Genomic DNA, 24,842 nt, shown 5'->3' with positions numbered 1-24,842 from the left:
TGATATTGTCATGTGAAATCACCTTTTTAAATAGTCAGCGAATTTCAAATAAATTGTCTATATGTAAAAGCATTGCGAACCCTTTAAGAAAAGACTAGAATGTACGTTGGCATTCGAATAGATAGGGGGGAGATCAATGCCCAAATCACTTTGGTTTTTGATTATTGGTATGCTTGTAAACGTAACGGGAGCTTCATTTTTATGGCCTCTCAATACCATTTATATAAATGAACATTTAGGAAAGTCGTTATCCGTCGCAGGAGTTGTTCTTATGCTGAATTCTGCTGCAAGCGTAGTAGGAAATTTGCTTGGAGGAACTCTTTTTGACAAAATCGGAGGATATAAATCCATTTTATCAGGAATTATTATTACTCTTATTGCATTAGTGGGACTCGTGTTTTTCCATGGTTGGCCTACATACGTTGTTCTCTTGGTTGTTGTAGGGTTTGGATCTGGTATTGTGTTTCCATCTATGTATGCAATGGCAGGGTCCGTTTGGCCACAAGGCGGAAGAAAAGCATTTAATGCGATGTACGTTGCTCAAAATGCAGGAGTAGCTATTGGCGCCGCGGTAGGGGGCATTGTAGCGTCTTATTCATTTACGTATATTTTCTTAGCTAATACAATTTTATACGTTATTTTTCTGCTTATTGCTATTTTTTCATATCGTCATATTTCGGTTACCGTTGGACAAACGAATGTCCTTAATGAAGCAGGGAGCATTGGGCATAAAACGAAGCTGACTGCTCTTCTTATTTTATGTACGGGGTATGTCTTATGCTGGGTTGCGTATGTTCAGTGGCAAACAACGATTGCTACGCATACGCGTGAGCTGAATATACCTCTTTCTAGCTACAGTTTGCTTTGGACGATTAACGGGATTTTAATTGTAGTCGGTCAGCCTTTGATCGTACCCATCATTCAAAAAGTAGCAAAAACGTTAAAAGTACAGGTCCTAATTGGAACGGTTATTTTTGTGGCTTCTTTTGTTATCGTGGTGAATGCTACAACATTTCCGCAGTTCTTAACAGCAATGGTTGTGTTAACAATTGGAGAAATGTTCGTTTGGCCAGCCATTCCAGCTGTTGCAAGTCAGTTGGCTCCATCTGGAAAAGAGGGATTTTATCAAGGCGTAGTTAACAGCATGGCTACTGCAGGTAAAATGATTGGTCCTCTCTTTGGAGGCGTTATTTTCGATGCGTTTAATATGTCTACGCTGTGCTATTTATTAATTGGGCTATTGCTATTCAGCATGTGTACAACATGGATATACGATTATAAATTAAAAGAAAAACGTCAGCGTTCATTAACCATCTCTAAATAAATAGAGGTGGTTTTATTTTTGACTGTTAAATAAACGTAGGAATGTCTTCAGTATTCCTTTAATAATATAGTAAGGGTTGTGACAAGCAAAGAAAGGAGTATATACCTGTAAATATGTAAGCGTTTTCTAATTATATGAATTCATGGGGGGCTAAACATGCTTAGTATGATTGGATTAATTGGAGGATTATTGCTGCTCATTGTATTAACGATGAGAGGCATGAATTTATTTATAGCAGGTCCGCTCAGTGCTTTAGTTGTTGCGTTAACAAGCGGAATGCCTTTATTTCCGCAGCTGGTGAAAGAAGGAGAAGCAAATTTTGTTGGAAATTACATGTCTGGTTTCACAGGATTTATTGCTTCTTGGTATTTAATGTTTCTATTGGGCGCCGTCTTTGGAAAAGTGATGGAAGACAGCGGGGCTGCTGATAGTGTTTCTCGCTGGATTGTTAGTAAACTAGGAATGAAAAGAGCAGTGTTGGCGATTGTCCTTGCCTGTGCGGTTTTAACATACGGAGGGGTCAGTCTGTTTGTAGTAGCATTCTCTGTCTATCCAATGGCTTTAAGCTTATTCAAACAAGCCGATTTGCCGAGGCGGTTTATCCCTGCTGCTTTAGCATTCGGTTCAGTTACGTTTACGATGACCTCAGCTGGGTCGCCTGAAATCCAAAACTGGATTCCAATTGAATATTTGAAGACTAGTCCGTATGCAGGATGGGAAGTTAGTTTAGTTGTAGCAGTAGTGATGGCTGTATTCGGCTACTGGTGGTTAAAGCGCTTGATTTCAAAAGCAGTTAAAAATGGAGAGCGTTTTATATCACGCGAGAAAGATCCAGTAGTAACGGAAAATCAGTCTCTTCCTAATCCTTTATTAAGTTTGCTTCCGCTTGTGGTCGTGCTCATTATTTCTTTTGCACTTCATAAGCCACTTCAGCAATCTGCGTTGATTGTCGCACTTTTAAGCGGGATCATTGTCACTTATATTGTGAACCGAAAGCATTTTAAAGGATTTTGGAATGCAGCTTCAGAAGGAACGCTGGGTGCGTTAATTGCTATTGGGAATACAGCCGCTGTCGTAGGTTTTGGAGGAGTTGCTAAGGCTGTTCCCGCGTTTGGAGTGGCTGTAGATGCCATGACGCATATTCCAGGAAGTCCGTTGATTGGGGGAGCTATTGCCGTGAGTGTTATCGCGGGGATGACAGGTTCGGCTTCAGGAGGTCAGGCGATTGCTTTGCCAATTTTAGCGCCTCACTATCTAGATGCTGGTGTAAATCCAGAAGCTCTCCATCGCGTAGTAGCTATTTCCTCTGGAGTATTAGATTCCTTGCCTCATAATGGTTATGTCGTAACAACAATTAATTCTATTTGCGGAGAAACTCATAAAGATGCGTATGGATCAGTTGCAGCAATGACGGTGATTGTGCCGCTTGTTGGTCTTGTACTTGCGATTATCCTGTTTTCTTTTGGGTTGGGCATTTAATAATAGCAGCTAAAGGAAGCAGGGACAGGAATAAAAGTATTTTAGTTGAAGGAAGATCCGAACGATGAATCGTTCGGATTTTTTCATGTTTATGGTGCACGTAGGTTTCATTTGTTTAGGTGCTTCTAGCTGTGGAGTGGAGGGAAAGACAAAGACAAAGACTCCTGAAATAGGTGAGACCCCGCATGAGTGTAAGCAACGAGGAGGCTCATCGGCTGCCCGCGGAAAGAGAAGTCTTGCACGGAAATCAACAGTGGTGTAACCAAGAGATTCATACTAGCGCATTTATCCCATTTGTTCGTCTTTAAATTGGATTGATTTAATTATGTCTCAATCCTTTTTTGTTTGGCCGTGGATGTATGTTTTTGGGAGAAGTTGTTCATATATAAGAATGAAAGAGAGGATTTAGCAACAAAGCAGTGCTGCAGTGCAGAAACTTTTACAAAATCCGTTGAACAACTTGCAGTTTACGAACATATTATTTACAATACAAGGTAGTATGATGTAAAAACTATGATAAGGAATAGTAGTGAACGAAGCGAGCTAAGAGAGTTGACGGTTGGTGCGAGTCAGCAAACGAGCGTTCATGAACTCACCTTGGAGTTGTAAATGTGAAGTAAAGTAACATTTGCCGTCTATCCGCGTTAAGGAAAATGAGTGAGTACATAATTGTGCTAATTTGGGTGGTACCGCGGGAAGTTTATTCAACCTCTCGTCCCTTTGTTTGAGGGATGAGGGGTTTTTTAGTTTAATTAAATACAGCTGGAGCGTACAAGGAGGATTATGTATGGCTTTTAATCATGAAAAGATCGAACAAAAATGGCAAAAAGTTTGGGAAGAAAATAAAACATTTAGAACAACAGAAGATGAAGGAAAGCGTAAGTTTTACGCATTAGATATGTTCCCTTATCCATCTGGCGCTGGTTTACACGTTGGGCATCCAGAAGGTTATACAGCAACGGATATTTTATCTCGTATGAAGCGTATGCAAGGATACAATGTACTTCATCCGATGGGATGGGATGCATTCGGACTACCTGCTGAACAGTATGCATTAGATACAGGAAACGACCCGGCTGAATTCACTGAACTTAACATTAATAATTTCCGTCGTCAAATCAAATCGTTAGGTTTCTCTTACGATTGGGAGCGAGAAATTAATACAACTGATCCAAACTACTACAAATGGACGCAGTGGATTTTCTTACAGCTATATAAAAAGGGCTTAGCTTATGTGGATGAAGTAGCTGTTAACTGGTGTCCTGCTCTAGGAACAGTACTTGCGAACGAAGAAGTGATTGACGGCAAAAGTGAGCGTGGGGGACATCCGGTTGAGCGTCGTCCAATGAAGCAGTGGATGCTTAAAATCACAGCTTATGCAGATCGTTTACTAGAAGATTTAGATGAGCTTGATTGGCCAGAAAGTATTAAAGAAATGCAGCGCAACTGGATTGGCCGCTCTGAAGGAGCTCACGTGCACTTCACAATCGATGGATACGACGACACGTTTACTGTGTTCACAACGCGTCCTGACACGCTATTTGGGGCAACGTATGCCGTTTTAGCACCTGAACATCCGTTTGTGGAAAAAATTACAACAGCCGAACAAAAAGAAGCAGTAGAAGCGTATTTAGATCAAATTAAAAGCAAAAGCGATTTAGAACGTACAGACTTAGCCAAAGACAAAACTGGCGTATTCACTGGTGCTTATGCAATTAACCCTGTAAACGGCGAGAGAATGCCAATTTGGATTGCTGACTATGTTCTAATGAGCTATGGCACCGGTGCAATTATGGCTGTTCCGGCTCATGATGAGCGTGATTATGAATTTGCTGTTAAATTTGAACTGCCTATTAAAGAAGTAGTAGCGGGCGGAGACGTTTCAAAAGAAGCTTATACAGGCGACGGCGAGCACGTTAATTCAGACTTCTTAAATGGTTTAGATAAAGAAGAAGCAATTTCAAATATGATTCAGTGGCTTCAAGCAAATGAAAAAGGTGAAAAACAAGTAACATACCGTCTGCGTGACTGGTTATTCAGTCGTCAGCGCTACTGGGGTGAACCAATTCCTGTTATCCACTGGGAAGATGGCACAACGACTGCAGTTCCTGAAGATCAGCTTCCGCTTGTGTTACCAAAAACGACTGAAATCAAACCGTCAGGCACAGGTGAATCTCCGTTAGCAAACATTGATGACTGGGTGAATGTTGTAGATCCGGAAACAGGCAAAAAAGGGCGCCGCGAAACAAATACAATGCCTCAATGGGCAGGCAGCTGCTGGTATTACTTACGCTACATTGATCCGACAAACAGTGAAGCGTTAGCAGATGCAGATAAATTAAAAGAATGGTTGCCGGTTGATATTTATATCGGTGGAGCTGAACACGCTGTTCTTCACTTATTATATGCTCGTTTCTGGCATAAGTTTTTATATGATATCGGCGTAGTTCCAACAAAAGAGCCGTTCCAAAAACTGTTTAACCAAGGTATGATTCTTGGAGAAAACAACGAAAAAATGAGTAAGTCAAAAGGTAACGTTGTAAACCCAGACGAGATCGTAGAAAGCCACGGAGCAGATACGCTTCGCCTTTATGAAATGTTCATGGGGCCTTTAGATGCATCAATCGCTTGGTCAACAAAAGGGCTTGATGGTGCACGCCGTTTCTTAGATCGTGTATGGCGCTTACTTGTTGACGATAACGGTGAATTAAGCAGCAAGGTTCAAGAAAGCAATGACACTACGCTTGAACGCGTGTATCACCAAACGGTGAAAAAAGTAACGGAAGATTACGAAGGCCTCCGTTTTAATACAGGTATCTCTCAGCTTATGGTATTCATCAATGATGCATACAAAGTTGACGTGCTGCCAAAGCAATACGTAGAAGGATTTGTGAAGCTATTAGCACCAATTTGTCCTCATACGACTGAGGAATTATGGAGCAAACTAGGTCACGAAGATACAATTTCGTATGAGGCTTGGCCTGCGTTTGACGAAGCGAAACTTGTAGATGATGAAGTGGAAATTGTCGTTCAAATTAACGGTAAAGTACGTGCGAAAGTAAACGTACCTGCTGAGGCATCTCGTGAAGAGCTTCAAGATATTGCAATGGCTAATGAAGATGTTAAAGAGTTCATTGAAGGTAAGACAGTGCGCAAAGTGATTGCTGTGCCTGGTAAATTAGTAAACATCGTAGCTAATTAAGTATTGATGTAGAACAGAACTCCTGACTAAAGAGCTGTCAGGGGTTCTGTTCTAGACCTAAGCGCCTGATGTCCGCCTTTCGGGTTAACATCAGGCGCTTAGTTAAATCTTTAACTACGATTGGAAAAGCTTAGGCAGGCTTGCTGCTTAAGCTTTTCTTATTTTGTGGCATAAAGGTATTTGAATTTGCTACAATAGCGATAGCAAGCTGAATGAAAGAATAGAGAGGAATGACGAAGATGGAAGAAGTAAAAGTAATTACGCCTGAAGAACTTCAAAAACGTGTTGAAAATGGAGAAGAACTTCATTTAGTTGATGTTCGCGAAGATGAAGAAGTAGCAGAAGGAATGATTCCAACTGCTAAACACATTCGTATGAATGATATTCCAGCTAATGTGGATTATTTCGATAAAGACAAAGAATATATTTTCATTTGCCGTTCGGGCCGCCGCAGTGAAAACGTATGTTACTACCTTCAAGAACAAGGATATAAAGTAACAAATATGGCTGGCGGTATGTTAGAGTGGGAAGGAAAAACGGTTAATAAATAAAAAAGAGGCTGAGACAAAAGTATCTTAGCTGAAGTGAAAAATGAACCATTGATCAACATGTTTGATTAGTGGTTCATTTTTTTTTGTTATGGTGAACATAGGTTTTATTTGTTTCGTTTCTTCTAGCAGTTGATTGGAAGGCAAGGCGACGACTCCTGCGAGAAAAGCGGAACAGGTGAGCCCCCCAGGAGCGCAAGCGAGGAGGAGGCTCACCGGCCGCCCGCGGAAAGCGAATTCTTGCAAGGAAATCGACTGCCGTGTTACAAGCGGTTCAGCTCATGTATCCCATTTGTTCGTCTTTAGATTGAATTAATTTAGTTATGTCTCAACCTCTTTTTTGAATGAAACTTCTGCCATCCGACTAAAATGATAGCAGGAAAACAAATGATGACTAAATCTATAAAAGCCCTCATAAAAATAGAGGTAGTAAGAGATTGAAAATCCGTACAAAAACCATCATCAAGAGAAACAGTCCATTCTGATTGAAACAAATTTGATAGGACAAGGTGGTAGAAGCTGTGATACAAGTAAAAATGTTTGATAAAGAGCATGAAAAAGATTTAGAATTTGCGGTGAATCGATTTTTACGGAAATTAGAGGATGAAGACGTCGTTGATATTAAATACCAAGTGACAGTGGATGTTGATCGTGATGAGCAGGTGTACTGTTTTTCAGCCATGGTTATGTATAAAGCCTAGCATATTATGCTAGGCTTGTTGCAAATTCTCCTGCATTACTGCCAGCCAAACGGCCTGTTACAAGAGCAGAAGTGATATTGTATCCTCCAGTATATCCGTGGATATCAAGAATTTCCCCGCAGAAGTAAAGGCCTTGCATAAATTTCGAAGACATTTCTTTTGGGTGAATTTCTTTAACGGATACGCCGCCTCCTGTTACGAATGCTTTTTCTAAAGAAAGCGTGCCGTTTACAGCAAATTCAAATCGTTTGCACAGTCTTGCAAATTCTCTCAGTTTCTCATGCTGAAGCTGTCCTGCTAGCGCTTGGCTATCAATGCCTGCTTGCTCGAGTAAAAACAATAGATAGCGTTCAGATACAAAACCTTTTAAGACATTTTTAATTGCTTTTTTCGGCTCTTCTTTTGTTGTTCTGACTAATTGTTGGAAAATATCTTCTTCGTTTTGGCTAGGAAATAAATCAAGAGACATTTGAACAGTGTTGCTTTTTTGTTTCTTTAACTCTTTAACAACATATTGGCTGCAGCGAAGAGCGGCAGGGCCAGAGATGCCAAAGTGAGTGAAAATCATATCCATTTGATGAGTAATGACAGGTTTGCCTTTTTTATTAAGCACGCTTAGTCCTACATTGCGAAGCGATAGACCTTGAAGCGTTTTGGTTTTAATAAAGTGTTCGCTAGATGTAATAGGAACTTCTGTTGGGTAAAGTTCAGTAATTTTATGCCCCGCATCTTTTGCCCATTGATAACCGTCTCCTGTCGAACCTGTATGAGGTACTGATTTTCCACCTACTGCAATCACAACGCTTTTCGTTTGGATTGCTTCCCCGTTTTGAAGCACAACTTCTTTTACCGTGTTATTCTCATAGTTTACGCGTTTAACGGCTGTGTTTGTGCGAATCGTCACACGAAGACGGTGAAGTTCGCTAATTAATGCGTCAACAACAGATTGCGCTTTATTGCTGACCGGAAACATACGACCGTGATCTTCTTCTTTTAATTTAATTCCAAGGCCTTCAAAATAAGAGATGATATCTTCGTTATTAAAAACAGAAAACGCACTGTATAAAAAGCGTCCGTTTCCTGGAATGTGTTTAATAAGTTCATCAATGGGAAGACGGTTTGTCACATTACAGCGTCCGCCTCCAGAAATGGCAAGCTTTCGTCCAAGTTTATTGCCTTTATCAATTAATAATACGTTTGCACCTGACTCACCAGCTGCAATCGATGCCATCAAACCAGAAGGTCCTCCTCCGATTACGACTACATCATATATCATACTTTCACCAACCTGTCTATTCTTAAAAAATTTTAGTTTGTTCACTGACAAATCTCTCAACATTGGATAAAATGGGCTATAGTCTTTGTTTTTTAGTTTGTTGACGAGTGCGAGTGAGTATAAGACCTTTCTTAGTGTATACTGTCACTTGCTTCTTTTCAATTCTATCATTATTATCATTATGTAACATTAAGTATCGGAGGCAAACGTATGTCTGATTCAAAATTGTTAAGAGGGACCTTTGTGCTAACGCTTGGCACCTATGTATCCCGAATCTTGGGAATGATTTATTTATTTCCATTTGCGATCCTTGTTGGAACCGTAGGGGGAGCACTGTTTGGTTACGGATATAACCAATATGCTATTTATTTAAGTATTGCTACAGCCGGTATGCCAATGGCCGTATCGAAATTTGTATCAAAATATAATGCACTCGGTGATTACTATACGAGTAGAAGAATGTACCGGGCCGGCATGAAATTAATGCTTGTCACAGGAATACTTGCATTTTTACTTTTATATTCGTTAGCTCCTGTTATGTCTAGAATTACACTGGGAGGTTCTGATTTAAATAACTCCTTAGAAGATGTAGTAATGGTTATGCGAATGGTTAGTGTTGCGTTAATTGTAGTACCGATGATGAGTTTAATGCGAGGATTTTTCCAAGGTCACCAGTCTATGGGACCAACAGCTGTTTCACAAGTAGTTGAACAGCTTGTGCGGGTTGTCTTTTTATTGGCATCTACCTATATCGTCATCAAAGTTGTCCATGGAAGTCTTGCATTAGCCGTTGGATTTGCTACGATGGGGGCTTTTGTAGGAGCTCTTGCTGGACTGGCTGTATTAATTTGGTATTGGAAAAAACGAAAGCCTTATCTTGATAAAATGGTGAACGAGCAGACGGTAACGCCTACGCGTATTTCTACCGTATCCATTTTTAAAGAGCTGCTTACGTATTCATTGCCATATGTCTTTGTCAGCTTGGCTATTCCGCTTTATCAGTATGTGGACCAATTCACATTTAACCGTGCGATGGTAGCGGCTGGACAAAAAGAAATAGCAGAGTCAATGAACGGAATTGTTCAGTCTTATGTTCCAAAGCTTGTGATGATTCCCGTTTCATTAGCTACTGCGTTCGGTTTGACTCTTGTACCAACGATTACACGTTCCTTTGTGAATAAAGATTATAACGTACTGCAAAAGCAAATTGATCAAACATATCAAACGATTATGTTTCTTGTGCTGCCAGCATCTGTAGGATTAATGGCTTTAGCTGGCCCAGCCTATACGTTTTTCTTTGGAACAGATGCATCGGATGCGGGTGGAAATGTCTTGCTTTACTATGCACCGGTAGCTTTATTGTTCTCATTTTTTACGGTTAATGGAGCTATTTTACAAGGAATCAACAAACAAAAATATGCTGTTTTAAGTCTATTATTTGGATTGATTGTGAAAATTGTCGTGAACGTTCCATTTATTCTTATGTTCCACGAGATTGGTTCAGTTTTAGCGACAGCACTAGGCTATATCGTATCTCTTGTTTATATGTTTGCGCTTATTCAAAAACACGCAAAATATAACTACAGTGAGTTTATAAAACGCTCTGTGCTTATTCTCATTTTTGTTGCGATTATGGGAATCAGCGTAAAAATTGTCGCAGCAGTGATTGGTCTGTTTACAACGCCAGGACGATTCTCTGCCACTGTTATTACGATTATAGGAGCAGCAGTAGGCGGCATTATTTACTTTATTATTACCTATCGTTCAAGCCTGCTTGAAAAAGTAATGGGAGCGAGGGTAACAGGTGCAATTGAACGAAAGATACTGCGCCGAAATAAACAGCGCAGTGCCTAAGAAGATGACTCGTTAGAGTCATCTTCTTTTCAAAAAAGAGGAGGATATTACATGCGTTTGGATAAATTGCTTTCTACCATTGGGTACGGAAGCCGAAAAGAAGTTAAAGGTCTTTTAAAGACTGGAGCTGTTAAGGTAGACGGTACAGCAGTTAAAGATGCTAAGGTCCACGTTAATCCAGATGAACAAGAAATAACTGTGCATGGCGAAGCCGTTTCTTACCGAGAATTTGTTTACTTTATGCTTCATAAGCCGCAAGGCGTCATATCAGCAACAGAAGATTCTCTTCATGAAACAGTTTTGGACTTACTTGAACTTGACGATGCTGTGTATGACCCATTTCCGGTAGGGCGTTTAGATAAAGATACAGAAGGGCTCTTGCTGCTGACGAATGACGGTCAGCTTGCACATCAGCTGCTATCTCCTAAAAAACACGTTCCTAAAACATATTTTGCAAAAATTAATGCACCGGTGACTGAAGAAGATGCTGAAGCATTTAGACAAGGTGTCACTCTTGATGATGGATATGTAACAAAATCAGCAGAGTTAAAGATACTAACAAGCGGTGTGGAATCAGAAATTGAATTAACGATCGTTGAAGGGAAATTTCATCAAGTGAAGCGTATGTTTGAAGCAAGAGGAAAAAAAGTAACGTATTTAAAACGTTTATCTATGGGAGCTTTGCTATTAGACGAGTCGTTAGATTTAGGAGAGTATAGGGAGTTAACGGAAGAGGAACTAGCTTTATTACAACAATCAAATGCCTAAGAAGAGGCGAAAGAAAAAGGAACCTAAGTCTAAAATGGTTCCTTTTTTTGTCCACTTTGTTAGACAAGTGAAACATTTCACGTTAAAGCACTTAAACGAGTACCAACTCTGCTTGACGTGCAAATGGAGCGGGGGACTATGCACTCGTCCAAGTCTGGACTTTCTACTGCGTAGAATTTTATCTCTATATATAAATCACTTACTACCCTTGAAATAAACTTACTAGGATGACATCTTGACCTTCTTTTGCGTAGTCGTCCATGTACCGCGACTTGGGCTGCGAACTAAATCATTATATGCTAACACATTCAAGTCACGCTGAATGGTTCTTGGTGTAATACCAAATTCGTCTACGAGCTCTTGCGTTGTAACTGTTCCATTTTTACAAATGAACATATAGACCGATTTGATACGAGTTAGCATTCGATTAGTTGAAGGTTTCAAAAAACCACTTCCTTATTCGTTTTTCGTAAGGCACAACTTCTTTATAACTCTGAGATGTCAAGCACTATTTCAGTCCTTATCCTTATTGTACACAAAATCGACAGAAAAATAAAAGAGAAAACGCAAATTAACACAATATTTACAAAAAATGATATAAATATGTAATCCTTTCGTAACATCTCCTTCCTCTATTTGCACATTTTTTATAGTATATGTAAACAATAAACAAATAGAATCCGTTTTTATCGATTGTGCCTACAAATTATTTCCCGGAATTTTGACTCTGTAAACCTTTGATATGAAAGGAAAGAGACAATTATTTCTTTCTATATAAAGGTATGATAAAGTTAAATTTACCAATAGTAATGATAGATACAATCTGTAAAAGCAGGAAAAGGAGACAAACAGATGACGGCAATTAATTGGAAAGAGGAAGTTCAAAAAAGAGAAGCTGAAATTCTAGCTGAGACGCAGCGTTTTCTACAAATTAAAAGTGTTTTGACAAGCACAGAAAAACAAGAAGAGCCATTCGGACCTGGAATTGCTCAAGCGCTTCACTTTCTTTTAAATAAAGGAAAAAATGACGGGTTTTCCGTCAAGAACGTAGACGGATATGCTGGTCATATTGAGGCAGGAGAAGGGAAAGACCTTCTTGGCATTCTTTGTCACGTAGACGTTGTTCCTGAAGGAGACGGGTGGTCGTTTGATCCATACGGCGGTGAAATAAAAGACGGGAAAATTTTTGCTAGAGGAGCAATCGATGATAAAGGCCCGACGATGGCTGCTTATTATGCGATGAAAATTGTGAAAGATTTAGGGCTTCCTCTATCTAAACGGGTGCGAATAATTATTGGAACGGATGAAGAAAGTGACTGGAGATGTGTAGACCACTACTTCAACCATGAAGAGATGCCAACTATGGGATTTGCGCCGGATGCGGATTTTCCTATCATTTTTGCTGAAAAAGGCATTACAGACGTAGAAATTCGCCAGCAGCCAATTGAAGGAACAAAGGGAAGCGTTCAGCTTACATCATTTGTCTCTGGGCGACGCTACAATATGGTTCCTGATCTTGCAACAGCTGTTCTTGAATTCCATAGTGAAACGGATATTGAAAATAAATATAATCAATTTTTAAAGGATCAGTCTTTAAAAGGTTCAATAACAGACAAGAGCGGTGTATACACACTTACTTTAGAAGGCGTTTCAGCACATGGAAGTGTGCCTGATAAAGGGAAAAATGCTGGCCTTACGCTTCTTCGCTTTTTACACACATTAGAACTTGATGAACAAGCTAATCAGTTTGTAGGTTATGCAAATGCGTATTTAGTCCAAGATGCACTAGGAGAAAAAATGGGCTTAAATCGCAAAGATGAGGTCACGGGTGATTTAACGATAAATGTTGGAATCATGTCTTACAATCAAGAAGAAGCGGGGCACTTTGGTTTAAACATTCGCTATCCTGTATCAGCTCATATTGACGATATTATTGATACGATTAAAGAAAAAAGTGAATCTTATCAAATGACCATCAAACATTTTACAGATTCTAAACCGCATCACGTCGATCAAAAACATGAGCTTATTCAAACGCTTCAAAAGGTTTACCAAGAACAAACAAATGAAGAACCTACACTTATTTCAATTGGAGGAGGAACATATGCCAGAGCATTAGAAGCGGGTGTGGCATTTGGACCTCTTTTCCCAGGCCGTGAAGAAGTAGCGCACGAAAAAGACGAGTACATGGTAATTGAAGATTTACTTCGTGCAACAGCTATTTATGCACAGGCTATTTACGAATTAGCTAAATAAAAAAAGCGAACGCCTTTGCGTTCGCTTTTTTATTATTCAAATGAGAACAGGTCGCTTGATAAGTAACGTTCACCTGTATCGCAAGCAATACATACGACCACTTGATCAGGAGATAATTTTTTGGCTACCTCGATAGCAGCATAGCACGCAGCGCCAGATGAAGGACCGACTAAAATTCCTTCTTCAGAAGCCAAGCGTCGCGTAATATCGTAGGCTTGTTCATCTTTAATTTTTAAAATTTCATCGTAAACATCTACATTAAGCGTATCAGGAATAAACCCAGGGCTTGTTCCTACAAGCTTGTGCTTCCCAGGTCTTCCTCCAGATAATACAGGAGACCCAGCTGGTTCCACAACATGAACGGTCATATTTGGGTAGTTTTCTCTTAGGACTTCACCAGTTCCTGTAATCGTTCCCCCTGTTCCAGCAGTAGCAACAAAAGCAGATAGGTCTTTGCCTAACTCGTTCATTGCCTCAATAATTTCTTTAGCAGTCGTTTTTCGATGTGCGTCAGGGTTTGCATTATTTTCAAACTGCATGGGCATAAATGCATTTGGAATTTCTTTTGTAAGTTCTTGTGCTTTGCGGATTGCTCCAGGCATTTTCTCATCACCCGGTGTTAGAACAACTTCAGCACCATATGCTTTTAACAAGTTAATTCGTTCTTGAGTCATGGTATCTGGCATGACTAAAATAGAACGATAACCTCTTGCCGCTGCATTCATAGCTAAGCCAATACCTGTATTTCCGCTCGTTGGTTCAATAATAGTAGAATTTTCATTGAGCAAGCCTGCTTTTTCAGCTTCCACGATCATATTAAAAGCAGCACGGTCTTTTACACTACGGCTTGGATTAAAAAACTCTAGTTTTAAGTAAACGGATGCTCCATCTGCAGGTTGAAGACGATTCAACTTAACAAGGGGTGTCTCGCCAATCAAATCAGCCATATTGTTAACAACTTTCATTTTTCTCATCCTTTTCTTATAAAAATTCTCTGTATTGTTTCTATGATAACACAAATTCTTATTTTTTAAGCACATGACAAATTTTCAGAAAAACCTCTCTATTTCATCCGAAAAAGCCTTTAAAATAGATCTAGCTCTTTTTGAACATAACCAATTGGGGAAAGATAATAAAAAGAAAAGGAGCGATTTGATGAAAGGCGATAAACATTATTTTATTGGAATCAACGTGCCTGTATCCATTGCACATCAGGCAGAAAATTGGGCAAAGGAATTAATACCTTTTCCTTTCAAACAATGGACATACCCTGACGATTATCATATAACGCTACAATTTTTAGGGTTTTTAGATGACAAAAAGGAAAAGCTGATTACGCGCTTAAAAGAAGTAGCCTCCCGTCATTCAAGTTTTTCGCTGCAGACAGGTCAGTACGATGTGTTCGGTGCGTATAACAAGCCTAGAGTACTTTATGTAAGCCTTAGGCCAAATGATAAGCTTATGAATCTGCAAAGGGATATACAGGCCGTATGGGAAGAACTGAGCGCCTTATACGAAAAACGTCCTTATCGTCCTCATATTACGATTGCAAAGAAGTGGGGAGGGGAAGCCGGACTTTTGGAAGAACAGTTAAAGCAAACGTCGATTGAAGAACAGTTTCAAGTAAGTTCGTTTGCCCTTTTTGAAGTTCATCCTGCTAGCAAACCTAAATATAAAAAAATACTATCTTTTTCCTTGCAGTCACAGTAGCATATGAACATACAAGCATGGAGAGAGGTTATTTAAATATCACTCTTATCAAAGGAAAGAAAACGCCGATGATAATAGAGAAATCATCGGCGAACAAAGTTTTAGAGGAATTTTAATTAGGGGATTGATGTAAACGTGGCGCAGCTACTTAAGGTGCAAGATTATATTTCCCGTTATGAAAAAGACGTTTATCACTACACGTCTCAGTTTAATCACTTAAAAAGGCATAATTGGAAGAAAGTAAAGCAATTATTTGAAGAAGGGCTATTACATGAACCGCCTGTACAAGAAGAAACAAAAGCTCAACGTTCATTTTTGCAAAAAGCAAAAGAGCGGTTTACAAGAAAAAAAGAAACGTGTGAAGTGGAAGAAGCGTTCTCTAGCGATAGCGTGGAAAATCAAGAGCTATTGAGGTTTACAACTCTTCCACAAACAGCGGAAGACTTGAAAATATTGTTTTTAGAAAATGTATTTGATCTTCAAATGAAATGGGCTACATCCACTTTATTTGAGTTCTCACAAGCAGATCGTAAATATTACCATGATGAAGCTCTCCGTTATTTTATTCAGCGCTTTCCTGATACGTGTCTCGTGATGTACAAGCCTGTTTTCATGATTAATAAAGCTCCGGTAGAAGGAGATATCATTATTGTTACTCCAACGGAAACCCTCTGTATTTGTTTAATAGAAACATATAAAAGCGCTGTTTTTCAGTATTCAAAAGAAAATTTTTGGACAGAGTTAAGAGGAAGAGATCAAAAAAAGATATTAAATCCTTTAATTGGGTTAAATCGAACGGAGCAAATTGTCCGAAGCATCTATCGTACTCACGATATTGAACATAACGTAAAGAAAATATTGCTGAGCAGAAATGGATACATTGATTACGCTGCGGAGCCTTATCAGGTTGAATTTGTAGATGCTAGAAAGTACGAAGAGTGGTTTTATGAACTTAGGAAATCTAAAGCACCTTTAAAGTTTAAGCAAATGAAAGCAGCTCAAGTATTGCTTGAACACAGCCAGAGTATTTATTTTGACCGGGAATTCGAAGCAGGTGAATAATACGAACATTCACGCTATGAAAGTGCTTTCGTTTTTGCGTTTGCTACATATAATGCTACTAAAGAGGTAATTGGCATAAGGAGGAGAAAAGGATGACTGGTGATAATAAGTTTCAAGCTTATTTAGATCAAATAGATCGTATTACTCTTTTAGTTCCAACTTCTTATCATGAAGGTCAAATTGATTTTTTTGTGATTAAAAGTACACAAATGCATGAGACCATCTCTATTGAAAACGTACATGAATTAGAAGGTTTTATCAAATATGAAGGCAAGGTTGAAGGTAGCATAGAAATTGGACAGTCGTACGTTATCTGTGATAATTACGGGGAGAAAGTTCCGCTGCAGGTAGGAGCTGTTATACGAACCAAAGAGTTTGATGAGAGATTTTATTATAATCAAAATGATTTGGGTGCAGCATTTTATTCAGATCATATTATGATAAAAATTTGGGCCCCGACTGCATCAGCAGTGGTTTTAAAATTAATACATGCAAACAGCGGGAAAGAAGAACTGTACGTCATGGCTCGTCAAAGAAAAGGCGTATGGGAAAAGAAACTTCCCTTAGATAAAGAAGGGTATTATTATCGATTTTTAATAGATGTAAACGGCGGGACAAATGAAGCGGTGGATCCTTATGCCGTTGCAGCTACAGCAAATAGTGAATACGGAGTTCTGATAAATCTTCATACAGCCTATGTTCATCTCCATGAAAAGCCACCTTTTCTTCAGCAAACGGATGCCGTTATTTACGAAATGCACGTTCGCGATTTTTCTATTCATCCTTCAAGCGGGATAGAAAAAAAAGGTACGTACCTAGCTGTTACTGAATCAAGCGGGCAGCCAGGCAAAACAACAGGTCTTCATTATTTAAAAGAGCTAGGAGTGACCCACCTTGAATTTCTTCCTATTAACGACTTTGGCGGAGTAGATGAATTAAATCCTCATGCTTCTTATAATTGGGGGTATAATCCATTGTTGTTTAATGTACCAGAAGGAAGCTACTCCGCTGACCCTTCAAATCCCGCCACTCGTATTGCTGAAGTGAAACAATTAATATCAACACTTCATCAACAGGGATTCCGTGTTATTATAGATGTAGTTTATAATCACGTATTTGTACGAGAGGAATCATCTTTTGAAAAAATTGTTCCGGGCTATTATTTTCGACATGATGAGTTTGGGATGCCTTCGAACGGTACGGGAGTAGGAAATGATTTTGCTTCTGAACGGAAAATGGCGCAAAAGTTTATTATCGATTCAGTATTATTTTGGATAAAAGAGTACGACGTTGATGGGTTTCGCTTTGACCTCATGGGGATTTTAGATATAGAAACGATGAACATCATCCGGGAAAAAATAAATGAAATTGATTCTACTATTTTGGTGTTTGGCGAAGGCTGGGATTTAAACACTCCTCTCCCCTATAATCAAAAAGCAATTATGGCGAATGCCCGCCAAACGCCTCAAATCGGCTATTTTAATGATCGATTTCGAGATTCTGTAAAAGGAAGCACGTTTGATGTATATGAAAAAGGTTTTATCAGCGGAAATATTCATCAAAAAGAGACCGTGCAATCTGTGATAGCGGGGAGCATTCTGGATAAAGAAGACAACCGGGCTTTATTTATAAATCCAGCACAATCAGTTAATTACGTTGAATCACATGATAATCATACGCTGTGGGATAAGTTAACGAATTCAAACGGAGAAGAAGACGAAGACAATCGTAGAAGTCGTCACCGCCTTGCTACTGCTATTGTACTTCTTTCGCAAGGCATACCGTTTCTTCATAGTGGCCAAGAGTTTTACCGCACTAAACAAGGCGTAGAGAACAGCTATAATTCACCCGATGATATTAATGCACTTGATTGGAATCGACGGATCAAATTTTCTCCTGATGTGAATTGGGTTCAAGAGCTGATTCGTATTCGCAAACAGCACGGTGCATTTCGCTTGGGAGATGCTTCAGCGATTAGGCAGCATGTCTCTTTCCTAAACACGCCGCAATCCGTTATTGGCTATTGCTTATCAAACGTATTGGCTTACGGTCCGTGGAAGAATATTATTGTGTTTTTTAATCAAGGCCTAATGGAAGAAAAAGTAGTTTTGCCAGAAGGACCATGGAAAATAGCACTTGATCATTGTAAAGTATATAAAAATGGGTATCCTACTATAGAGGATAATGCTATAAACGTTTCAAAGCTTAGCGTTCTTATTTTATTTCAAACGTAATTATTGTCTTCAACCACTTGACGAAAAAAGTGTGATGGAGATAATATTTATAAAGGATGGCTATTGATACATATCCTCAATAGCCGTCTTTTTTATTTACTAAGAAAATAACGTCATGATGTCTTAATAGATTGCTTTATTGAGTGAAATTTTTAAACGAAATGTGTGTGTTGAAATTGAAGGTGAATTGGTTGGAAGATATATTAGGAAGCGAATGGGAAATTACTCCTGCTGGCGGAGCGACAGGAGAAGCTTATTTTGCAAAATTTCAAGACCGAAAGCTTTTTTTAAAGCGTAATTCATCACCTTTTTTAGCAGTATTGTCAGCTGAAGGAATTGTACCGAAGCTCGTGTGGACAAGACGAATGGAAAATGGAGATGTGATCACAGCTCAGCACTGGCTAGATGGTCGAGAATTAAAACCAAAAGATATGAATTCGAGTCGAGTGACAGAATTGCTTAGTAAAATTCATCATTCAAACGAGTTATTAGATATGTTGAAAAGGTTGGGGAAAACACCGCTTCTTCCCGAAGACGTGCTAGCCGATATTGTAGAGAATGTGGACGAGCGACTTCAAAAAGAAAGTATTGTAGAGCAGGGAATCAGTTATTTACAAGCAGAGCTTCCGTCCGTTCAGACAGATAAATATGTTGTGTGTCACTGTGATGTGAACCACAATAACTGGATGCTTGGGGAGAATACGCAGCTATATTTAATCGACTGGGACGGAGCGATGATTGCAGATCCTGCTATTGATTTAGGTTTATTGCTTTATTGGTACATCAATCCATCTCAGTGGGAAGAATGGCTTGAGCATTATGGGGTTGAACTAACCGAGAACTTGAAAAAGAGAATGAAGTGGTATGTGATAAGTCAAACCATTTTATTCATTGAATGGCATCGTTCGAAAAATGAACGTTCTGAAATGAATTACTGGCTTGAATATCTTCGGATGTTGCTCGTCAACGACATTCAAGCACAGTAGCAAAGATTATGACAAGGTAGATAGTTCTTGGACCCATTGTGATAAATTTTGTTGATTGGTTTGAATATGTTCGTCTAAATGAGCAGCACTTTTTGCATCTTGCGTGTATTTATACACGTTTTGTAGTGTTGCTTGTACGTCTGTGCTAGCGTATCCTTTTGCTAACATTGATTGAATTAAACGTTCAACCTGTTCACATTCCGCAACCGTTCCGCAGCAATCACTTTGATGATTAGATAAAATATCTTTTAATATATTCATTTGGTGTTCGGCATTTAAAGGCATTAAGCATCATCCTTTCTCGTATGATGCTCTTATTTTTTTCTATCTAAACACAATTATGCATGAGAATGTCGGTTGTTTCGAATAACCGACATTTTCAATGCGTCAAAATACATTAAAGAGGTGCAACATGAGATTACGAAACAAACCTTGGGCAAAAGATAAAATTGCTGAAAATCCCCAATACGTGGTTCCAAACCCAGCAGAGTATAAAGGGAACTGGAAAGAGGTTTTTGGGAACGAAAATCCTCTTCATATTGAAGTAGGAACAGGAAAAGGCCAATTTTTAGTAGGGATGGCTAAACAAAATCCGCATATCAACTATATTGGAATTGAAATGTATGAAAGTGTCATCTTAAGTGCTCTAGAACGTTTGATTGAAGAAGAGCTTCCAAATTTAAAGCTGTTGAATGTAGATGCTAACCATCTTAGTGAGTTTTTTGCAAAAAATGACGTGGATCGCGTTTATCTCAATTTCTCTGATCCATGGCCAAAAAAGAGACATGCCAAACGCCGTTTAACATACAAAACGTTCTTAAGCATGTATGAAAACCTGCTGGTTGATGGTGGAGAAATTCACTTTAAAACAGATAATCAAGGGCTATTTGAATATTCATTGACAAGCTTTTCAGAATATGGGCTTTTACTCAAATACATTAGCTTAGATTTGCATAAAAGCGATTTTGAAGGCAATGTTATGACGGAATATGAAGAGAAATTTTCACAAAAAGGCAGCCGCATTTACCGCTGTGAAGTAAAATACCTGAACGAAAAAGACTGAGTTCCTCAGTCTTTTTTTGTTCAAAAAGAGAAGGAGATAGTGATAAAATAAAAAGGAATATAATGGAGGTGTAAAATGGAAACGTTAACAATAGGCGAATTAAAAGTGACATGGCTTCGTGGAGGGAATAATCATTTAGACGGGGGAGCAATGTTCGGTGTTGTTCCAAAAGAGCTTTGGACAAAAAAGTATCCTATCTCAGAAGGAAATCGAATTCCAATGAGGACGGATCCTTTGCTCGTTCAAACTGAAAAACACCTCATGTTAATTGATGCAGGCATAGGGAATGGCATGTTGGATGAGAAAAAAAAGCGTCATTTTGGTGTAACAGAAGAATCATTTATTGCTGAAGATTTACAAAAGTTAGGGTTTACGTGCGAAGATATTACTCACGTCATTATGACGCATCTTCACTTTGATCATGTGTCAGGCTTAACAAAATGTAGCAACGGACATTTTTCCTCTGCTTTTCCAAATGCAAGAATCTTTGTTAGTGAAATCGAGTGGAATGAAATGAGAAATCCTAATATACGTTCTAAAAATACGTATTGGAAACAAAATTGGGAATTTATTCAGCATCAAGTAATAACATTTAGCGACAAAGATGAAATTGTGCCTGGAGTAACGGCTCATCATACCGGCGGTCACAGCGATGGTCATGCTGTAGTTGTATTAAAAGGAAACAATGACATCTTAGTGCATATGGGCGATCTTTTGCCAACACATGCACATCAAAATGTCTTATGGGTAATGGCATATGATGATTATCCAATGACTTCGATTGAACAAAAGCAGCAGTGGCTAGCTTATGCCTATGAGAATCAAGCTTGGCTAAGTTTTTATCATGATGCTTTTTATCGAGCTGTAAAATGGGATAATAAAGGAGAAATAGTTGACGAAATTAAACGGATGCATTCAGCGTCAATTCAATAATAGAACCGCTTTTTTTATCAATGAAAAACTCGTAATGTTCCTGTTTTGCATCACGTGTTCTGATAATTCCACCTGTATAACCATAAAAAGAGAGACCATGTTTTTGAATGACTTTAGTCGTTGTTTCAATCCATGAGCCGTCGATTGCCCCATTTTGTTTAAAAGCGCTTTTAACAATCGTAAGGGCTTCCGATGAGGAAATTGACGACTTTCTTTTTTGAAGAATATAAGCGCTTGCAAATCCGACTGCAGCTCCTGCTATTAGTTGAGTCCATTTCACGTTATTCACCTGCTTTTTAAGGATATGTTTTCATCATTATATCAAATTGTCGAATGCTTTGTTAAGTTGAGTTATAGAAGAGAAGGACAGAACTAGCAACTATTTCCGGTTTTCGATACAATAAAGAAAATGATACATAAAGGAGAGTATATATGAACAATGAAACGCTATCTCTATTTAAAACATTAACGGAGTTACCAGGTGCCGCTGGAAACGAACATCAAGTACGTTCATTTATGCGCTCGCAAATTGAACCCCTTGTAGATGAAGTCATTCAAGATGGGTTAGGAAGTTTATTCGGCGTGCGCTATAATGAAGAAAAAGGTCCTAAAGTAATGGTAGCAGGACATATGGACGAAGTAGGATTTATGGTTACGTCTGTAACAGATAAAGGAATGCTTCGTTTTCAAACTCTAGGAGGATGGTGGAGTCAAGTACTGCTAGCTCAACGCGTCCATGTTGTTACTAAAAAAGGTCCTATCACCGGCGTAATTGCTTCTATCCCTCCCCATTTATTAGACGAATCACAGCGCAACAAGCCAATGGCCATTAAAAATATGATGATTGATGTGGGCGCAGATAGCAAGCAGGAAGTAGCAGAAATGGGCATTCGTCCTGGCGATCAAATTGTACCGATTTGTCCGTTTACGCCAATGGCAAATGAAAAGAAAATACTGGCAAAAGCATGGGATAACCGCTATGGGTGCGGACTTGCGATTGAATTATTAAAAGAAGTAAAAAATGAAAAATTGCCAAATATCTTATATTCTGGAGCTACTGTGCAAGAAGAAGTAGGGCTTCGCGGTGCTCAATCAGCTGCGAATATGATTAAACCGGATTTGTTTTATGCACTAGATGCTAGTCCAGCTAACGATACATCAGGCGATAAAAATGCGTTTGGACAATTAGGAAAAGGCGTATTACTTCGTATCTTTGACCGTACGATGGTCACACATAGAGGAATGAGAGAATTTATTTTAGATACAGCTGAGACAAACAGCATCCCTTATCAATACTTTGTTTCTCCAGGAGGTACGGATGCAGGGCGCGTTCATACTTCTAATAATGGAGTTCCTTCTGCGGTAATCGGCGTATGTTCACGTTATATTCATACTCATGCGTCTATGATTCATGTAGATGACTATGCAGCCGCAAAAGAATTACTAGTCAAACTTGTACGTTCTACAGACCAAACAACGCTCGATACGATTAAGCAAAACGGATAAAAAAGAACAAAGCAGCTGCTTTTGCGGTTGCTTTGTTTCATAATGACAGGAGAAAAAAATGAAAATTGCAATCGGAACGAAAAATCCAACAAAAGTAAATGCAGTAAAAAAAGTATTTGGAGATACTTTTACATATGTAGAGGTAGCCGTGCAGTCTGGGGTGTCGCCACAGCCTTTTTCTGACGAAGAAACCATCCAAGGAGCGGTTAACCGCGCGCGTGCTGCTGTCAAAGAGGCAGGTGCTGATATTGGTATTGGGCTTGAAGGAGGGGTGCAGGAAACACCTCATGGCTTATTCCTTTGCAATTGGGGAAGTCTTGTTACCTCTAAGGACCTTGAACCGATTTTAGGTGGAGGAGCTCGTATTCGGCTTCCTGAAGCGGTAGCCGGCATGCTTCGTCATGATAAAAAAGAATTAGCCGAAGCTATGGAAGTGTATACAAACCAAAAGAATATTCGAAAAAAAGAAGGAGCAATCGGTATTTTCACCAATGGAAATTTAGATCGGACCGCTATGTTTTATCAGGTTGTTTTAATGCTAAAAGGACAGCTGGATTTTAGGACAAATCAAGCTGTTCAATAGGAAATTTCTTTGTAACCCTTTATAATAGAAAAGCATCAGTGTATGATAGTTGCAACAACTCATATACTATGTTTTGATGTAGAAGGATTAAATAATGTATAGGGCTTTAGCCGTTTAAATACGAAAGTCAAAGAAAAAGTGGAGGAAGAAAAATGGAAAAAATGCAAACAATTGAACAATACAAAGAAATCATTAAAGAAGGAAAACATATCATGATGTTTTCAGCAGACTGGTGCCCAGATTGCCGAGTAATCGAGCCTGTGCTTCCAGAAATTGAGGCCAATCATAGCGAGTATACATTTCACTATGTCGATCGTGACGACTTTATTGATCTTTGTGCAGAATTAAGCATCTTTGGAATTCCAAGCTTTGTTGGTTACAGCAACGGAGAAGAAACAGGGCGTTTTGTCAGCAAAGATCGTAAAACAAAAGAAGAAATTGAAGAGTTTATTAACGGCTTAAATGCATAAATCAAGTGAAGACTGATAGCGATTTACAGCTATCAGTCTTCATACATAAAAATGAGAAAAGGAGGCGTAAATATGGCGAAAATGAATAGTCAAAAGATGAGAAAACTACTAGAAGAGCGATTAACGGGTGCGGATTGGTCATTTTTATTTGATCGTGAAAAAGATACGCTGCGCGTTGAACATCAGGAAACGAAAAAAGGTGTAACCATTTCTTTACCTGGGCTAATTGCAAAATGGGAAGAAAAAAAGGAAGCGGCTCTAGATGAAATGGTATATTATATAAAAGAAGCTCTTCGTGTTATGAACGATGAACAGCAGGTAACGGGAAAAGAAAAGCGCATTTATCCAGTTATTCGCTCAACGTCTTTTCCAGATAAATCGAATGAAGACGTGCCGTTGATTTATGATGAACATACAGCTGAAACACGCATTTATTATGCGCTTGATTTAGGCAATACATATCGTCTATTAGATGAGAAACTAATTCGTAAGGAAGATTTAGATCTATCCGCAGTGCGGGAAATGGCTAAATTTAATCTTCGCTCTTTGCCGATTTCACATAAAAAAGATACGGTAGCAGGCAATGACTTTTATTTTGTAAATCAGAACGATGGATACGATGCAAGCCGAATTCTTAACGAGGCATTTTTGCAAGATTTTGCTTCTAGTGTTTCGGGCACAATGGCTGTAGCAGTACCTCATCAAGATGTGCTGATTCTAGCTGATATCCAAAACGAAACGGGTTATGATATTCTTGCGCAAATGACCATGAGCTTTTTTGCAAGTGGACGTGTACCCATCACAGCTCTTTCATTTTTATACGAAAACGGTGAGCTAGAACCTATTTTTATTCTAGGAAAAAATCGAAGTAAAGGACGGGACTAATT

The 24,842-nt window shown here is 39.0% G+C and carries 24 protein-coding genes and 1 other annotated feature; of the genes, 19 read left to right on the top strand and 5 right to left on the bottom strand.

Features of this window, described 5'->3' with window-relative positions:
- Positions 1–136 precede the first annotated feature (136 nt).
- From JNUCC25_RS24345 to JNUCC25_RS24320, 6 genes are all read left to right on the top strand, one after another.
- Positions 137–1,324 (top strand): MDR family MFS transporter, encoded by a 1,188-nt coding sequence (locus JNUCC25_RS24345; protein WP_029319939.1) that lies wholly within the window; start codon positions 137–139, stop codon positions 1,322–1,324.
- A gap of 156 nt (positions 1,325–1,480) precedes the next feature.
- On the top strand, positions 1,481–2,803 hold the full coding sequence (locus tag JNUCC25_RS24340) for a GntP family permease (protein ID WP_029319940.1): 1,323 nt from the start codon (positions 1,481–1,483) through the stop codon (positions 2,801–2,803).
- A gap of 64 nt (positions 2,804–2,867) precedes the next feature.
- Positions 2,868–3,065 (top strand): hypothetical protein, encoded by a 198-nt coding sequence (locus tag JNUCC25_RS24335; protein ID WP_029319942.1) that lies wholly within the window; start codon positions 2,868–2,870, stop codon positions 3,063–3,065.
- A gap of 242 nt (positions 3,066–3,307) precedes the next feature.
- Positions 3,308–3,526: a binding site (T-box leader), on the top strand.
- 64 nt (positions 3,527–3,590) lie between these two features.
- Complete coding sequence (leuS, locus tag JNUCC25_RS24330) at positions 3,591–6,005, top strand: leucine--tRNA ligase (protein ID WP_013059523.1); 2,415 nt, start codon at positions 3,591–3,593, stop codon at positions 6,003–6,005.
- Between the two features lie 239 nt (positions 6,006–6,244).
- On the top strand, positions 6,245–6,556 hold the full coding sequence (locus JNUCC25_RS24325) for a rhodanese-like domain-containing protein (RefSeq protein WP_013059522.1): 312 nt from the start codon (positions 6,245–6,247) through the stop codon (positions 6,554–6,556).
- 518 nt (positions 6,557–7,074) lie between these two features.
- Positions 7,075–7,254 (top strand): sporulation protein Cse60, encoded by a 180-nt coding sequence (locus tag JNUCC25_RS24320; protein ID WP_013059521.1) that lies wholly within the window; start codon positions 7,075–7,077, stop codon positions 7,252–7,254.
- 4 nt (positions 7,255–7,258) lie between these two features.
- Here JNUCC25_RS24320 and JNUCC25_RS24315 read toward each other — a convergent pair whose 3' ends face one another.
- Entirely contained in the window at positions 7,259–8,530 is a 1,272-nt protein-coding gene (locus tag JNUCC25_RS24315; RefSeq protein WP_013059520.1) for a BaiN/RdsA family NAD(P)/FAD-dependent oxidoreductase, read from the bottom strand.
- Positions 8,531–8,740: 210 nt separating this feature from the next.
- Between JNUCC25_RS24315 and JNUCC25_RS24310 the strand changes: the two genes are divergently transcribed.
- The gene (locus JNUCC25_RS24310) at positions 8,741–10,384 is read left to right on the top strand and encodes a putative polysaccharide biosynthesis protein (protein ID WP_029319951.1); all 1,644 of its coding nucleotides are present in this window, start codon (positions 8,741–8,743) and stop codon (positions 10,382–10,384) included.
- A gap of 51 nt (positions 10,385–10,435) precedes the next feature.
- Positions 10,436–11,152, top strand: coding sequence for a pseudouridine synthase (locus JNUCC25_RS24305; protein WP_013059518.1), 717 nt, complete (start codon positions 10,436–10,438; stop codon positions 11,150–11,152).
- 222 nt (positions 11,153–11,374) lie between these two features.
- On the opposite strand, the gene JNUCC25_RS24300 is transcribed toward JNUCC25_RS24305, so the two are convergent.
- Positions 11,375–11,596: a DeoR family transcriptional regulator gene (locus tag JNUCC25_RS24300; RefSeq protein ID WP_013059517.1), complete on the bottom strand. Its 222-nt coding sequence runs from the start codon at positions 11,594–11,596 to the stop codon at positions 11,375–11,377.
- A 408-nt stretch (positions 11,597–12,004) separates the two neighbouring features.
- On the opposite strand from JNUCC25_RS24300, the gene pepV reads away from it, so the two are divergent.
- Entirely contained in the window at positions 12,005–13,408 is a 1,404-nt protein-coding gene (pepV, locus tag JNUCC25_RS24295) for a dipeptidase PepV (protein WP_064472174.1), read from the top strand.
- Between the two features lie 32 nt (positions 13,409–13,440).
- Here pepV and cysK read toward each other — a convergent pair whose 3' ends face one another.
- Positions 13,441–14,373 carry a cysteine synthase A gene (gene cysK, locus JNUCC25_RS24290; protein ID WP_013059515.1) on the bottom strand — a complete coding sequence of 311 codons (933 nt, stop codon included), beginning with the start codon at positions 14,371–14,373 and terminating at the stop codon, positions 13,441–13,443.
- Positions 14,374–14,563: 190 nt separating this feature from the next.
- Between cysK and thpR the strand changes: the two genes are divergently transcribed.
- From thpR to JNUCC25_RS24270, 4 genes are all read left to right on the top strand, one after another.
- The gene (gene thpR / locus JNUCC25_RS24285) at positions 14,564–15,118 is read left to right on the top strand and encodes an RNA 2',3'-cyclic phosphodiesterase (RefSeq protein WP_029319955.1); all 555 of its coding nucleotides are present in this window, start codon (positions 14,564–14,566) and stop codon (positions 15,116–15,118) included.
- Positions 15,119–15,253: 135 nt separating this feature from the next.
- Complete coding sequence (locus JNUCC25_RS24280) at positions 15,254–16,180, top strand: hypothetical protein (RefSeq protein WP_029319957.1); 927 nt, start codon at positions 15,254–15,256, stop codon at positions 16,178–16,180.
- A gap of 92 nt (positions 16,181–16,272) precedes the next feature.
- Positions 16,273–18,414 carry a type I pullulanase gene (gene pulA / locus JNUCC25_RS24275; protein ID WP_029319959.1) on the top strand — a complete coding sequence of 714 codons (2,142 nt, stop codon included), beginning with the start codon at positions 16,273–16,275 and terminating at the stop codon, positions 18,412–18,414.
- A 161-nt stretch (positions 18,415–18,575) separates the two neighbouring features.
- Positions 18,576–19,400 (top strand): phosphotransferase family protein, encoded by an 825-nt coding sequence (locus JNUCC25_RS24270; RefSeq protein ID WP_223269002.1) that lies wholly within the window; start codon positions 18,576–18,578, stop codon positions 19,398–19,400.
- 6 nt (positions 19,401–19,406) lie between these two features.
- Here the strand turns inward: JNUCC25_RS24270 and JNUCC25_RS24265 are convergent, their stop codons facing one another.
- Positions 19,407–19,685, bottom strand: a complete 279-nt coding sequence (locus tag JNUCC25_RS24265; RefSeq protein WP_013059510.1) for a YtzH-like family protein — start codon at positions 19,683–19,685, stop codon at positions 19,407–19,409.
- Between the two features lie 127 nt (positions 19,686–19,812).
- Here JNUCC25_RS24265 and trmB point away from each other — a divergent pair, with 127 nt between their 5' ends.
- The gene (gene trmB / locus JNUCC25_RS24260) at positions 19,813–20,463 is read left to right on the top strand and encodes a tRNA (guanosine(46)-N7)-methyltransferase TrmB (RefSeq protein ID WP_013059509.1); all 651 of its coding nucleotides are present in this window, start codon (positions 19,813–19,815) and stop codon (positions 20,461–20,463) included.
- Between the two features lie 75 nt (positions 20,464–20,538).
- Positions 20,539–21,396 (top strand): YtnP family quorum-quenching lactonase, encoded by an 858-nt coding sequence (locus JNUCC25_RS24255; RefSeq protein ID WP_013059508.1) that lies wholly within the window; start codon positions 20,539–20,541, stop codon positions 21,394–21,396.
- On the opposite strand, the gene JNUCC25_RS24250 is transcribed toward JNUCC25_RS24255, so the two are convergent.
- Complete coding sequence (locus tag JNUCC25_RS24250) at positions 21,365–21,676, bottom strand: PepSY domain-containing protein (RefSeq protein ID WP_013059507.1); 312 nt, start codon at positions 21,674–21,676, stop codon at positions 21,365–21,367. The two genes, JNUCC25_RS24255 and JNUCC25_RS24250, sit on opposite strands and share 32 nt — an antisense overlap.
- Positions 21,677–21,828: 152 nt before the next feature.
- On the opposite strand from JNUCC25_RS24250, the gene JNUCC25_RS24245 reads away from it, so the two are divergent.
- From JNUCC25_RS24245 to JNUCC25_RS24230, 4 genes are all read left to right on the top strand, one after another.
- Positions 21,829–22,902, top strand: coding sequence for a M42 family metallopeptidase (locus JNUCC25_RS24245; protein ID WP_013059506.1), 1,074 nt, complete (start codon positions 21,829–21,831; stop codon positions 22,900–22,902).
- Positions 22,903–22,960: 58 nt separating this feature from the next.
- Positions 22,961–23,485 (top strand): DUF84 family protein, encoded by a 525-nt coding sequence (locus JNUCC25_RS24240; RefSeq protein ID WP_013059505.1) that lies wholly within the window; start codon positions 22,961–22,963, stop codon positions 23,483–23,485.
- A gap of 152 nt (positions 23,486–23,637) precedes the next feature.
- Entirely contained in the window at positions 23,638–23,955 is a 318-nt protein-coding gene (locus JNUCC25_RS24235; RefSeq protein WP_013059504.1) for a thioredoxin family protein, read from the top strand.
- An 81-nt stretch (positions 23,956–24,036) separates the two neighbouring features.
- Positions 24,037–24,840, top strand: a complete 804-nt coding sequence (locus JNUCC25_RS24230) for a DUF1444 domain-containing protein (protein ID WP_013059503.1) — start codon at positions 24,037–24,039, stop codon at positions 24,838–24,840.
- The last annotated feature ends 2 nt before the right edge of the window (positions 24,841–24,842 follow it).

This window comes from Priestia sp. JNUCC 25 (assembly GCF_053667915.1).
The sequence above is the reverse complement of the archived record's forward strand: the minus strand, read 5'-3'. Positions and strand labels throughout refer to the sequence as shown.

Coding starts and splice junctions, on each gene's coding strand:
- JNUCC25_RS24345 (WP_029319939.1), top strand. CDS start 137: ATGCCCAAATCACTTTGGTTTTTGATTATTGGTATGCTTGTAAACGTA.
- JNUCC25_RS24340 (WP_029319940.1), top strand. CDS start 1,481: ATGCTTAGTATGATTGGATTAATTGGAGGATTATTGCTGCTCATTGTA.
- JNUCC25_RS24335 (WP_029319942.1), top strand. CDS start 2,868: ATGAATCGTTCGGATTTTTTCATGTTTATGGTGCACGTAGGTTTCATT.
- leuS (WP_013059523.1), top strand. CDS start 3,591: ATGGCTTTTAATCATGAAAAGATCGAACAAAAATGGCAAAAAGTTTGG.
- JNUCC25_RS24325 (WP_013059522.1), top strand. CDS start 6,245: ATGGAAGAAGTAAAAGTAATTACGCCTGAAGAACTTCAAAAACGTGTT.
- JNUCC25_RS24315 (WP_013059520.1), bottom strand. CDS start 8,530: ATGATATATGATGTAGTCGTAATCGGAGGAGGACCTTCTGGTTTGATG.
- JNUCC25_RS24310 (WP_029319951.1), top strand. CDS start 8,741: ATGTCTGATTCAAAATTGTTAAGAGGGACCTTTGTGCTAACGCTTGGC.
- JNUCC25_RS24305 (WP_013059518.1), top strand. CDS start 10,436: ATGCGTTTGGATAAATTGCTTTCTACCATTGGGTACGGAAGCCGAAAA.
- pepV (WP_064472174.1), top strand. CDS start 12,005: ATGACGGCAATTAATTGGAAAGAGGAAGTTCAAAAAAGAGAAGCTGAA.
- cysK (WP_013059515.1), bottom strand. CDS start 14,373: ATGAAAGTTGTTAACAATATGGCTGATTTGATTGGCGAGACACCCCTT.
- thpR (WP_029319955.1), top strand. CDS start 14,564: ATGAAAGGCGATAAACATTATTTTATTGGAATCAACGTGCCTGTATCC.
- pulA (WP_029319959.1), top strand. CDS start 16,273: ATGACTGGTGATAATAAGTTTCAAGCTTATTTAGATCAAATAGATCGT.
- JNUCC25_RS24270 (WP_223269002.1), top strand. CDS start 18,576: ATGTGTGTGTTGAAATTGAAGGTGAATTGGTTGGAAGATATATTAGGA.
- JNUCC25_RS24265 (WP_013059510.1), bottom strand. CDS start 19,685: ATGCCTTTAAATGCCGAACACCAAATGAATATATTAAAAGATATTTTA.
- trmB (WP_013059509.1), top strand. CDS start 19,813: ATGAGATTACGAAACAAACCTTGGGCAAAAGATAAAATTGCTGAAAAT.
- JNUCC25_RS24255 (WP_013059508.1), top strand. CDS start 20,539: ATGGAAACGTTAACAATAGGCGAATTAAAAGTGACATGGCTTCGTGGA.
- JNUCC25_RS24245 (WP_013059506.1), top strand. CDS start 21,829: ATGAACAATGAAACGCTATCTCTATTTAAAACATTAACGGAGTTACCA.
- JNUCC25_RS24240 (WP_013059505.1), top strand. CDS start 22,961: ATGAAAATTGCAATCGGAACGAAAAATCCAACAAAAGTAAATGCAGTA.
- JNUCC25_RS24235 (WP_013059504.1), top strand. CDS start 23,638: ATGGAAAAAATGCAAACAATTGAACAATACAAAGAAATCATTAAAGAA.
- JNUCC25_RS24230 (WP_013059503.1), top strand. CDS start 24,037: ATGAATAGTCAAAAGATGAGAAAACTACTAGAAGAGCGATTAACGGGT.